11 protein-coding genes and 2 pseudogenes are annotated in these 11,764 nt (G+C 72.8%); 9 read left to right on the top strand and 4 right to left on the bottom strand.

The genetic code is table 11. The annotated features are described in order from the left end of the window. Positions 1–8 precede the first annotated feature (8 nt). Together JWP64_RS00685 and JWP64_RS00680 are read right to left on the bottom strand one after the other, a co-directional pair. Positions 9–983, bottom strand: a complete 975-nt coding sequence (locus tag JWP64_RS00685) for a carbohydrate kinase (RefSeq protein ID WP_297490922.1) — start codon at positions 981–983, stop codon at positions 9–11. 85 nt (positions 984–1,068) lie between these two features. Next, on the bottom strand, positions 1,069–1,512 hold the full coding sequence (locus JWP64_RS00680; protein WP_297490921.1) for an SRPBCC family protein: 444 nt from the start codon (positions 1,510–1,512) through the stop codon (positions 1,069–1,071). Positions 1,513–1,598: 86 nt separating this feature from the next. Between JWP64_RS00680 and JWP64_RS00675 the strand changes: the two genes are divergently transcribed. Both JWP64_RS00675 and JWP64_RS00670 read left to right on the top strand, forming a co-directional pair. Beyond that, on the top strand, positions 1,599–2,609 hold the full coding sequence (locus JWP64_RS00675) for a GTP-binding protein (protein WP_297490918.1): 1,011 nt from the start codon (positions 1,599–1,601) through the stop codon (positions 2,607–2,609). Between the two features lie 37 nt (positions 2,610–2,646). After that, positions 2,647–3,741, top strand: a complete 1,095-nt coding sequence (locus JWP64_RS00670; RefSeq protein ID WP_297490916.1) for an alpha/beta hydrolase — start codon at positions 2,647–2,649, stop codon at positions 3,739–3,741. 436 nt (positions 3,742–4,177) lie between these two features. Here the strand turns inward: JWP64_RS00670 and JWP64_RS00665 are convergent, their stop codons facing one another. Next, positions 4,178–5,518: a sensor domain-containing diguanylate cyclase gene (locus tag JWP64_RS00665; protein WP_297490914.1), complete on the bottom strand. Its 1,341-nt coding sequence runs from the start codon at positions 5,516–5,518 to the stop codon at positions 4,178–4,180. Here JWP64_RS00665 and JWP64_RS00660 point away from each other — a divergent pair. The 4 genes and pseudogenes from JWP64_RS00660 to JWP64_RS00645 form a co-directional block, all read left to right on the top strand. Next, positions 5,445–5,843: pseudogene (locus tag JWP64_RS00660) on the top strand (VOC family protein); the annotation flags it as partial. The gene JWP64_RS00665 and the pseudogene JWP64_RS00660 overlap by 74 nt on opposite strands. Positions 5,844–5,937: 94 nt before the next feature. After that, complete coding sequence (locus JWP64_RS00655) at positions 5,938–6,258, top strand: PadR family transcriptional regulator (protein WP_297490947.1); 321 nt, start codon at positions 5,938–5,940, stop codon at positions 6,256–6,258. Further along, a complete protein-coding gene (locus JWP64_RS00650) occupies positions 6,255–7,448 on the top strand; it encodes a hypothetical protein (RefSeq protein ID WP_297490954.1) in 1,194 nt (397 codons plus the stop codon). Before JWP64_RS00655 ends, JWP64_RS00650 begins: the two co-directional genes overlap by 4 nt. A gap of 207 nt (positions 7,449–7,655) precedes the next feature. Next, the gene (locus tag JWP64_RS00645) at positions 7,656–8,399 is read left to right on the top strand and encodes an ANTAR domain-containing protein (RefSeq protein ID WP_297490912.1); all 744 of its coding nucleotides are present in this window, start codon (positions 7,656–7,658) and stop codon (positions 8,397–8,399) included. Between the two features lie 148 nt (positions 8,400–8,547). Here JWP64_RS00645 and JWP64_RS00640 read toward each other — a convergent pair whose 3' ends face one another. Further along, entirely contained in the window at positions 8,548–8,964 is a 417-nt protein-coding gene (locus tag JWP64_RS00640) for an ATP-binding protein (RefSeq protein ID WP_297490909.1), read from the bottom strand. Positions 8,965–9,075: 111 nt separating this feature from the next. Between JWP64_RS00640 and JWP64_RS00635 the strand changes: the two genes are divergently transcribed. The 3 genes and pseudogenes from JWP64_RS00635 to JWP64_RS00625 form a co-directional block, all read left to right on the top strand. Then, positions 9,076–9,312, top strand: a complete 237-nt coding sequence (locus JWP64_RS00635; RefSeq protein WP_297490906.1) for a hypothetical protein — start codon at positions 9,076–9,078, stop codon at positions 9,310–9,312. A gap of 97 nt (positions 9,313–9,409) precedes the next feature. After that, complete coding sequence (locus JWP64_RS00630) at positions 9,410–9,883, top strand: alpha/beta hydrolase (RefSeq protein WP_297490905.1); 474 nt, start codon at positions 9,410–9,412, stop codon at positions 9,881–9,883. A 398-nt stretch (positions 9,884–10,281) separates the two neighbouring features. After that, a pseudogene (locus JWP64_RS00625) lies at positions 10,282–11,764 on the top strand (excinuclease ABC subunit UvrA); the annotation flags it as partial.

The raw sequence follows: 11,764 nt of genomic DNA, 5'->3' as shown, positions 1-11,764 counted from the left end.
CGGGGAAGCTATCCGTGCGCGGCGGCCTCGAGCTCGGCCGCGGTCGGCGGGTTCGCCCCGCGGCGCGAGCAGGTGATCGCGGCGGCCGCGACGCACTCCTCGAGCACCTCGTCGAGCGTGACGACGTCGATGTCACGCAGCGCGGTGCGCGCCCCCGGGCCGAGCAGGCCGCGTCGGTGCAGGCCCGCGAGCAGCGCTGCGGTGAAGCTGTCCCCGGCGCCAACCGTGTCGACGACGTCGACCGCCCGTCCCGGCAGGGTCGTCCGGATCCCCGTCGCGGTCCCGGCCAGCACGCCGTCGGCGCCGAGCGTGACCGCGACGATCGACGGCCCGCGCCCCAGCCAGTCGTCGACGACCTTCCCGGGCGGGGTGTCCGGCACCAGCCAGCGCAGGTCCTCGTCGCTGACCTTCACCACGTCCGCGGTGCTGAGCACCTCGTGCACCCCGCGCAGGACGTCCGCCGGTTCCCCCATCAGCAACGGCCGGCAGTTGGGGTCGTAGCTGATCGTCGCGGTGGCGGCCGCCTTGGCCAGCAGCTCCCGCAGCACGGTCGCACCCGGTTCGGTGGTCAACGCGAGCGATCCGGAGTGCACAGCGACCACGGAGCCGTCCACCGCGCCGCTGAGCTCGTCCGGCGTCCACTGCCAGTCCGCGGTCCCCGAGATCCGGAAGTCGTAGGTCGCCTGCCCGTCCTCGGACAGCTCGACCAGCGCGAGCGACGACGGCTCCTGGGCCCGCACGACGTGCCCGAGGTCGACGCCGTTGTCCTCGAGATGCGCCCGCAGCCGGACGCCGAGCAGGTCGTCCGCGATCCGCGCCAGCATCCGGGCCGGGACGCCGAGGCGGGACAGCCCGACCGCGACGTTCGCCGGGCTGCCGCCGGGGGCGAACTCGAAGTACCCCTCCGCGGGCGCCGGCACGATGTCGACGAGCGCCTCCCCGGCGACGGCGATGACGGCCTGGTCCGGGGCTGCACTCTTCACCGGGGACTCCTTCGTCGGGCGGCCCGGCCCGGTCGGGTTCGGCCGGGGCGCGTCTACTCTGCCACGTCCCGGACCGCCCCGGTCGTCATCCCGAGACGGTTCGCGCCAGGTTGTCCAGGACCCCGTGGTAGATGCGGGCCAGGCCCTTGGGCGCGAAGGTCTTCTCGAAGAAACCGCCGATGCCGCCCGCGCCGTTCCAGGTCGTGGTGATCGTGACGGTGCTCGCCGCGTCCCCGGCCGGCGCGACGGTCCACGTCGTCACCATCGAGGAGTTCGCGTCCGTCTCGACGAGCTGTCCCGGGGTCGGCTCGCTGACCTGGACCTTGACGTCACGGACGCGCTTCTTCGTCGCCTGCAGCTTCCACGCGGCGGTGGTGCCCGGACCGGTGCCGCCGGTCGTCACGGAGTAGTCGCTGTACTGCTCGGTGAGGATCGCCGGGCGGGTCACCGAGTAGTCGGCGACGGCCGCGCGGACGCGGTCGGCAGGGGCGGGAACGGTGCGCTCGGCGGTCGCGGTTACCTGTGCCATGACTCCATCCTGCCGTTCGCCGGTCCGTCGGCCGTCCCGGCCCGTCCCGTGCCGGTCCACCGCCCCGGACGTGGTAGTCACTAGGCGTGCGGAGGATCCCGGTGGTCGTCGTCGCCGGTTTCCTGGGCTCCGGCAAGACCACGATGCTCAACCACCTGCTCGCGAACTCGCTCGACGCGAGGATCGGCGTGGTGGTCAACGACTTCGGCGCCATCGGCATCGACGCGATGCGCCTGGCCGGCAGCGCGGACGCGATGGTCTCCCTCGGCAACGGGTGCCTGTGCTGCGCGGTCGGAGAGGACGGCGTCGCGGCGCTGCTGGGCCGGCTGGCGAGGCGCAAGGACGAGATCGACGTCATCGTGATCGAGGCCAGCGGGATCGCGGACCCGGGCACGCTGGTCCAGCTCGTCCTCACCGCGGGGAACCCGCACCTCGTCTACGGCGGGCTGGTCGAGGTCGTGGACGTCACGGAGTTCGAGGCGACCCGGCGCAGGCACCCCGAGGTCGACAGGCACCTCGCGCTCGCGGACCTGCTCGTGCTGAACAAGGTCGACCGGGTGGACCCCGGGAAGGTCTGGCGGGTCCGGCGGCTGTGCCGGGCGGCGAACGGGTTCGCGCCGATCGTCCCGGCGAGCCACGGCGCCGTCGATCCGCGGCTGCTGTTCGACATCGAGATCGTCCCCGGCCGGCAGCTGCTGCTGGGGGAGGGCGGCGCGGACGACGGCGACGACCACTCCGGACACCTGCACGCCGCCTACGACAGCGTCGCGTTCACCTCCGACGTCCCGATGGACCCGCAACGCCTGCTGGACCTGCTCGACGCGCGCCCCGCCGGCGTCTACCGGATCAAGGGCATCGTCGCGTTCTGCGCGTCGCGGCCGGAGAAGTACACGCTGCACACCGTCGGCCGCTACATCCGGTTCCGGCGGGACCGCTGGGCGTCCGGGGAGGCCCGGCGGACCAGCCTGGTGCTCATCGGATCGGGCCTCGACGCGGACACGGTGGACTCCGGACTGCGGGGCTGCGTCGCGGACGCCGACACCAGGACGGACCCGGACGCCATGCTCCCGGTGCACCGTTACACCTTCGGACGGTGATCCGGAGCCGCCCGCGGTGCGGGCGTAATCTCGGCTGGTGATCGCGCGCTCCCTGCGGATCCGAGCCCTGAGACTCGCGTTCCGCCTGCTCTTCGGCCTGCCGCACCCGATCAAACGACTCCTGGCGGGGCCGGCCGTGCGGTTGGAGGATCAGCTGCTGGACCTGGACCTGCAGCTGCTCATCAGGGCCGGCGACCTGCTCGCGCGCAGCGGCCCGGCGGGCGACGCCGCGATGGCCGAGCAGCGCAGGCAGGCGGACGAGGCGGCCGAGCTGGCCGCCGAGGGGCTCTTCGACGACGTCGTGATCCGCGACTTCACGGTCCCCGGCGCGGACGGCTCGGTGCCGGCCCGGCTCTACGTCCCGCCCGGCCTCGACGGGCGATCCGGCCTTCTCGTCTACTACCACGGCGGCGGGTTCGTCCTGGGCAGCATCGCCTCGGCGGATCCCCTGTGCCGGCTGCTCGCCGCGCAGGCCGGGGTCCGGGTGCTGTCGGTGGAGTACCGGCTCGCGCCCGAGCACCCGTACCCGGCCGCCCTCGACGACGCCATCGCCGCGTACCGGTACGCGGCCGAACGCGCCGAGTGGCTGGGCGCGGACCCGGACCTGATCGCGGTCGGCGGGGACAGCGCGGGGGCGAACCTCGCGCTCGTGGTCGCCCACCAGCAGGCGCTGACCGGCGGCCGGGTGCCCGCGTTCGTCGTCGCGCTGTACCCGGCGACGGACGCCGGGCGCACGGGTGGCTCGCGGATCAGCTTCGGTCGCGGCTTCGGGATCACCACGGACTACCTGACCGAGCTCGAGCGGATGTACCTGCCGGACGGCGTGCCCTCCGACGACGCTCGCGGCGCGATCCTGCGGGCGGACGACCTGTCCGCCATGCCGCCGGTCTACCTGTCGACGGCGGGTTTCGACCCGCTGCGCGACGAGGGCGAGGAGCTGGCCGAACGGCTGCGCGAGGCGGGCGTCCCGATCGTCGCGCGGCGGTTCGCGGGGCTCCTGCACGGCTACGCCAGCTTCACCGCGATCAGCCGCGCCGCCCACGACGCCACCTTCGACGCCGCCAGCGCGCTGCGGGCCGCCCTGGCGCTCGTCGGCAGTCTCCGCGAGCAGAGGCAGCGGCAGAGCGCCTGACGTGGCGCTGTCATGAGCGTCACGTTTGGACGACGTAACTCGACGTCATCCCAATCGATGATGTGAGTGGCGGCCGGTGAGGGCCGCCGTCACGCAGCACGATCGAGTACGAGGCGATGAACGAGTTCGTCAAGGGTGCGCCGGCAGACCGCCTGCCGACGTTGGTCCGGACCACGCAGGGCTACCGGGTCTTCGACCCCGCGCTGGTCGCGGGAAGCCATTATCAGATCGACGAACACGGGACGCTCGTCTACACGAGGCTCCCGGCCGGGAGCGTGGCGCTGACCGTGCTCGTCCTGGCCGCCGTGGCCGCGCTGTCCCTCGGCGACGGCTGGCTCTCGATCGCGGGGTGGATGGCCGCCGGGCTCGTCGTGGGTACCGCGCTGGCCGGCGTCGCGCTCTCGCTCGTCCACGCCGTCAGCAGCCCCGAACGGCGCTACCGGCAGCTGCACGGCGACGCGTCGTTCGCCCGGGACGTCGTGGAGCGCGACACGCAGGCCTGGCGGCTCTGCGAGCAGGCCGAACGGCTCGCCGCGACCCGCTCGTGGGTCACCGGCGCGGTCGACTCCTCCCGCTCGCTGCCCGCCCTGCTCTGGGCCGGGGTCGCCGGCGAGGACGCGGCCGCGGAGGCGGTGGACCGCCTGGTGAACCCCACCACGGGCCCGCCCCTGCCCGCCCCCGCCTGACAGGCTCCCGGCCCGGCGCAACGATCGACGCCTACACCCGCCGGTGCCGGCCCGGCCGCCCTGGTCCGGCATCGGGCGACCGGGGACCACCCGGTCCGAGCCGTGCCGCGCGCCGTCGCCCCGCCGTCGCCGCTTCTGTTCGTACATCGCCTCGTCCGCGGCCTGCCAGGCGCCGGGGAAGCCGGTGACGACGCTGTACGGGCGTGCCCGAACGAGCCCGCCACCCCGGCCGCCGCCATCGCGCGCTCGGCGCGGGCCACCAGCTCGCCGGCCTGCTCGGGTGTCGCGCCGACTGCGACGACGCCGAACTCGTCGCCGCCGAGCCGGGCCAGGACGTCGCCCTTGCGGACCGTCCCGGCCAGCACGGTGGCGGCGCGCTGGATGTAGTGGTCCCCGGCCTCGTGACCCTGGGTGTCGTCGACGATCTTCAGGTGGTCGAGGTCCAGCACCACGACGCACGCGGGATCGCCGAAGCGACGGAACCGCTGCTCCTCGTGTCGCAGGTACCGGTCCCAGCCGCGGCGGTTCAGCAGCCCGGTCAACGCGTCGACCTCGGCCTCGCGCCGGGCCTGCTCGAGCTCGCGGGCGATCGCGGTGGCGCGCAGGTCCGACTCGAGCACCGCGGACAGCAGGCTGGGGAGCAGGTCCAACAGCGGGCGGTGCTCGGTCAGCGAGACGGGCTTGCGGTGCGGGTCGAAGCCGCAGACCGTGCCGAACAGCTCGCCGTCGGGCTGCACGATCGGCGTGCCGATGTAGGAGCTGATCTCGATCGGGGCCTGGGCAGCGGCCGCCGCGTCCTCCGGGACGGCGGAGACGTCCGGCGCGATCCGCGGAGCCGTGCCCGAGACCATCCACCGGCACATGGAGCCGGCGTAGTCGACCTCCGCGCCGTGCGTGATCGGGTAGGCGTCGCCGTCGGTCGCGAGGACGACCTGTCGTCCGCTCGCGATCCGGGTGACCGCCCACATCCCCATCGGGGCGACGTCCGAGAGGTACCGGACGACGAGTTCGCAGGCCGTGTCGAACGCGCATGCCGGCAGCAGGTGGGCCGCCACCTGCGTCGACGTGCTCGCGTTCGGCTTCACGGGCATCAGGCACCCCAACTTCGGCGGGAGCCGGGCGCATTCGTCCCCGCCCGTCGTCGATCCCGAAGGAGGCGAACCACTCCTATACGCCTACCTGTACGCCTACCTGCACGATCCCTCCGGCGCCGGGCCTCGGCTGTCGATCCTGCAGGTGCCGGAGCCGAAGACGGCGAAGAACCGCCTGCACCTCGAAGCCCGGGTCTCCGGTGAGGGCGCGGAGGCCGAACGACGGGCCCGGACCCTCGCGAAGGTCGACGAGCTGACTGCGGCGGGTGGGACGGCGCTGCACGTGTTCCGGTCGCACCACGTGGTGATGGCGGACCCCGAGGGCAACGAGTTCTGCGCGCCTGAACCACAGCCGGTACCCCCGTTCGCGCGCTACTGCGTGATGCGTAGTAGTGTGCGTCGCGGAGAAGGGGGGCGGCGTGGACACGAGTCAGCTGCTCAAGGGCGTGCTCGATCTGGCGGTGCTGGCGGTGCTGGACCGGGCGGACGGTTACGGCTACGAGGTCGTCCGCGGCCTGCGGGCGGCAGGCCTGCCGGAGGTCGGGGACGCGTCCGTCTACGGAACCCTGCGCCGCCTGTACAACGCGGGCCTGCTCACGTCGTACGTGATGCCGAGCGAGGAGGGGCCGCACCGCAAGTACTACAGCCTGAACGGCCCGGGCCGGGAGCGGTTGAAGGAGAGCGTCGAGACCTGGCAGGCGTTCGCCAGGACCATGGAAGGCTTGGTGAAGGCGGCATGACGTCGGAGAACAGTGTCGTCGGGGACGCGCCCACCGTCCGGATCGCGACGGACCCGGCACCCGCGGACCGCTACCTGGACGGCGTGCGGGCGGCCCTCGCGGACCTGCCGGCGTCCGAGGTCGCCGAGATTCTCGACGACGTGCGCGCGCATCTCGCGGACCTCACCGCGGAGCTCGACGGCCCTGCGGACTTCGACACGCTCACCGGCCGGCTCGGAAGTCCGGAGGCCTACGCCGCCGAGCTGCGGTCCGCGGCCGGCTATCCGGCTCCTCCCGGACCTCCCGAGAAGGCGCGGTCGCATACGGCGGCCGGACGATTCGCCGTCGCGCTTCTCGTCCTGGCCACGCTGTTCCTGCTGGCCGGAGGGCTGAGCGAGGTCCCATCGCTGGTGCTGTTCGGGATCCTGGCCGGGCTGGTGGCACTGCCGGTGGTGCTGCGCGACGGGCCCGGTGTCCCGTCTGCGGGGGGGCTGCCGGAGGTGCGCCGGTTCGTCGCCGCCCGTCCCGGGGCGGAGTCGCCCTGGCGCGGCGTCGCGGGCTTCCTGGCGAGCCTGCAGCCGGGCTGGTGGGTCGTGCGCGGGGTGGTCGCGTCCGCGCTCGCGGTCCGGATCTTCGCCGACTCGCAGGTGTCCGTGATCGTGCTGGTGTCGTTGCTGACGGTGCCGCTCTCGGTGTGGGTGGGGCACCTGTCCCGGCGGGACCGCCGCTGGCTGTGGGGAGTCGTCCCGCTCAACGGCCTGGCCGCGGGGCTGGCCGTCGCGGCGGCGATGGCGGGCTCGGTCGGCGCGCCGTCGTCCTACGCGAGCTACTCGCCGCCGTCGCTGACCGGGCTCTGGCAGGACTCGGACCGCGAGATCCGGGACATCCGCCCGGTCGACGCGAAGGGGACGCCGCTGACCGGCGTCTACCTGTTCGACCAGGACGGACGCCCGGTCGACACCGGCAACGCCTCGGGCTGCGAGGACGAGGGCACCCCGGCGAGCGGCACCACGACGGCGGCCGCGCAGTCCGCCCGCCCGTATCCGCGGGGCGTCGTCGAGTTCGACGACCGCACCGGGCGTTGCCGGAGTGTCCCGGCCGGACCGCTGGTGGTGGCGGTCCCGTCCGCCGCCCCGTCCGTCGCCCCGTCCGCGGTGCCCACGCCGGGATCGAGCTCGGCCGCGCTCCCGACCCCGGCGCCACCGCGCTGAGAACCAGACCCGCCGTACCGGCACCCCCTGGGGAGGGGGTGATCACCGAGGAACGGGTCTTCATCGGGACGTGCCGGCGCATCGGGGGATGCGCCGGCACGGCCCGCCCGAGCTGCCGAGTCGATGTCGGTAGGCGAGAGTGCGACGACGGTGTGCGTAGGCTGGCGGCGGTTCGGCCGCGTACCGCGTCGGAGGGGAGGAGAGCCGATGTCGACCCGTGATCCGCAGGGGGAGCTCGCGCCTCCAGGCCCGGTCGTCACCGAGTTCGTCACGCTCGCGGAGAAGCTGCTCGACGCCCCCACCGTGCAGGATGTGCTGGAACGCATCGCCGAGGCCGCTCTGCGGGTGGTGCCCGGGGCCGACGTCGTCAGCGTCTCCCTGCGGGCGCCCGACGGCACCCTCGACACCCCCGCGACCACGGACGCGGTGGGCGTACGGCTCGACGAGCTGCAGAACGAGTTCGACGAGGGCCCCTGCCTGGACGCGAGCCGCATCCCGGGCATCGGGATCGCGCTGTCGGCGGACCTGGCCGCCGGGGAGGGCTTCGCGAAGTGGGGTCCGGCGGCGGCCGAGCTCGGGATCGAGAGCGTGATGGCGATCGGCCTGTTCCCCGCGCAGGACCCGCCGCGGATCGGGTCGCTCAACGTCTACTCGCGGCGCCGCGGCGGCCTCGCGGAGGCGGACCGCGACGCCGCGCTGGTGCTGGCCGCGCACGCTGCCACCGCGCTCACGGGCACGCTCGCCACCGGCCGGGCGGAGCTGCAGGTGGCCCAGCTCAAGGAGGCCCTGCGCAGCCGGGATGTGATCGGTCAGGCCAAGGGGATCCTGATGGAGCGCCGCGGCATCGACGAGACCGAGGCGTTCGACGTCCTGAGGTCCGCGTCGCAGTCGCTCAACATCAAGCTCGCCCGGCTCGCCGAGACCCTCGCCACACACCGCGCGGAGCTCTGACCGGCGCGGGCCGGGGGCCGGCCGGCGTAGCGCAGGGCCCCGTAGTTCGTGGGCGCGGTCGCGGCGTTCCTGGCCTCGACGAGCGCCGGGGCTCGCGGTACGAGCCGGCGCCGGGGGAGGATCGCTCTCCGACAGCCCGTCCCGGGCATCAAGCCCGGACGACCTCGACATCGTCGAAACCCTCGCCTCTCGACGGCGGGACCAGCCTCCGGTCCGTGGCGAGCACCCCCACGAGCGGCACCCGCGCCCGGCCCATCCGGCTCTCGTTGCGAGCCAGACAGAGCTCGAGGGGCGTCGGCAGGTAGACCGCCCGCACGCTCGCTCCGTTCGCCCGGGCGGCCGCGATCAGCGGCGCGCGATCCTCCAGCGCGGGGTTCGTGTTGTCGACCACGACGTCGTGACCGGTCGACAGCAGCGCGTCGACGGTCCGGCGCTGCCGCGCCTCACGGCGCCGCGCGTTCGGCCAGTGGTCCTTGCTCACGACGACGTGGGTGTCCGCGATCTGCTCCCGCACCCACGTCGACTTCCCCGCGCCCTGCAGGCCGACCATCACCACCAGTTCCACCACGGTGGCGTACCCGAGACCAGCCAGGTGGCTCGCACACGTCGACGGCGCTCACGGTGATCGTCGTGGCGGACCGGGACTTGGAGCGTGACGCCCCGCTATCGTTCGAGCGTGGACGTGCTGAGGCTGCGGTACCGCTACCCCAGGACGTTGTCCGACAGGGACTTGATGACGGCGGCCCACAGGGTCGCCGAGGACCGTGTGCGGGCCGGCCCTGACCGCATGAGGGCGCTCCTGCGTGAACTGCTCGATCGATACGACCTGACGTGGGCGCAGGCCGCCGCCGTGACCGGCTACCCGATGGCGACTGTCTTCGGGATGACCCGCTACCGGCCGGCACACCCATAGCCCTCGCCGGAACCTCACGGTCTCCGGATGGGCCGATGAGTTCGCGCCGCCACCGGTCTGACCTGACCTGACACTCGTACCCGTCAACGGCCTGGAGTTGTACTACGAGGACAGCGCAGGGAGCGGTCCGCCGCTCGTCCTGCTGCACGGCGGCTTGCTCTCGATCGACCTGTCGTTCGACGACCTCCTGCCGCGGCTGGCCGGGCGGCGCACGATCAGCGTCGAGCTGCAGGGGCACGGCCCGACCGCCGACGTCGCCGACCGGGAGATGTCCGTGCCGGAGATGGCGCGCGACATTGTCGGGCTGCTCGACCACCTCGGCGTCGCGGAGGCCGACCTCTTCGGGTTCAGCCTCGGCGGGATGGTCGCAACCGGGGTGGCGGTCCGCTTCCCCGGGCGGGCGCGCCGGCTCGTCGCCGCGGCCGTGCACATGCGGTCGGACGGCTACCACGACGAGGTCCGCGATCCCTCGCTCGCCGCCGGCTCGGACCGGCTACCGACGGAGGAGGACTTCGCCGCCATGGTCGCCGAATACCGCCGGATCGCGCCAGACCCTATGTGGCCGGGCTGAGGAGCGCGAGCTGCCGGGCTTGTCGGTCCGTGGGGTCGAGGCGTTGCTGCAGGCCGGCGAAGTCCAGCCGGCCCTCGCGCCACCGGACCAGTTCTCCGTCGGTGTCGAGCTGTTCGAGGCGGTGACGATCCGGATGTCCTGGCCGCGGCGCCCACGCGGGAATCGGCCGGGCGCGCCGCGTGGTCGGGGCCGGAGGCTCCACGGACTGAGACGACGTGAATGCCGTGGTTCTTGCGCCGCAACATTCCGGCCGACCCCGACGATCAGGTAGACAGCAACCATTGCCGCGACCGCGCCGACGACAGGGAACCAGACGTGCTGCTCGAAGCTGGTCAGATCGAGCCAGGCGATGCCGACGGAGACCGCGAAGGTGGCCCCGCCTCACAGACGGAGACACGATGAGCACGGACACGAGGTCGGACACGCTGTCGCCTGCGCCGCACGCCGCCGACAGCCACGATCTGATCCGCGTGCACGGCGCGCGCGTGAACAACCTCAAGGACGTCAGCGTCGAGCTCCCGAAGCGCCGGCTGACTGTGTTCACCGGCGTCTCCGGCTCGGGCAAGAGCTCGCTGGTGTTCCACACGATCGCCGCGGAGTCGCAGCGGATGATCAACGAGACCTACAGCGCCTTCGTGCAGGGTTTCATGCCGACGCTGGCGCGGCCCGACGTCGACGTCCTCGACGGACTGACGACCGCGATCATCGTCGACCAGCAGCGGATGGGTGCCGACGCCCGCTCCACCGTCGGCACCGCCACCGACGCCAACGCGATGCTGCGCATCCTCTTCAGCCGGCTCGGTCAGCCGCACATCGGATCGTCGCAGGCGTTCTCCTTCAACGTCGCCTCGATCAGTGGAGCGGGCGCGGTCACGCTGGAGCGCGGCGGGAAGACCGTGAAGGAGCGCCGCAGCTTCAGCATCACCGGCGGCATGTGTCCGCGGTGCGAGGGCCGGGGCTCGGTCACCGACCTCGACCTGACCCAGCTGTACGACGACAGCAAGTCGCTCAACGAGGGTGCGCTCACGATCCCCGGCTACAGCATGGACGGCTGGTACGGCCGCATCTTCGGCGGCTGCGGCTTCTTCGACCCGGACAAGCCGATCGCCGAGTTCACCAAGAAGCAGCTCGACGACCTGCTCCACAAGGAGCCGACCAAGATCAAGATCGACAACATCAACCTGACGTACGAGGGCCTGATCCCGAAGATCCAGAAGTCGATGCTCTCCAAGGACGTCGACTCGTTGCAGCCGCACATCCGCGCCTTCGTGGAGCGGGCGGTCACTTTCACCACCTGCCCCGAGTGCGGCGGCACCCGGCTCACCGAGGCGGCCCGCTCGTCGAAGATCGAGGGGATCAGCATCGCCGACGCCTGCGCGATGCAGATCAGCGACCTCGCCGCGTGGGTGAGCGACCTCGACGAGCCGTCGGTGGCGCCGCTGCTCAGGACGCTGCAGCACACCCTCGACTCGTTCGTGGAGATCGGGCTGGGCTACCTCTCGCTCGACCGGCCGTCGGGCACGCTGTCGGGCGGCGAGGCGCAGCGCACCAAGATGATCCGCCACCTCGGCTCCTCGCTCACCGACGTCACCTACGTCTTCGACGAGCCCACCATCGGGCTGCACCCCCACGACATCGCACGGATGAACGACCTGCTGCGGCAGCTGCGCGACAAGGGCAACACGGTGCTCGTCGTGGAGCACAAGCCGGAGGTGATCGCGATCGCCGACCACGTCGTCGACCTCGGCCCGCAGGCCGGCACCGCCGGTGGCGAGGTGGTGTTCGAGGGCACCGTCGAGGGACTGCGGGCCAGTGGCACGCTCACCGGGCGGCACCTCGACGACCGCGCCTCCCTGAAGCCGTCGGTGCGGACGCCGTCGG

The sequence above is a fragment of the Pseudonocardia sp. genome (assembly GCF_025465255.1).
Lineage (GTDB): Bacteria > Actinomycetota > Actinomycetes > Mycobacteriales > Pseudonocardiaceae > Pseudonocardia.
Note: the sequence above shows the minus strand (reverse complement) of the source record. Positions and strands in the feature narration are given on the sequence as shown.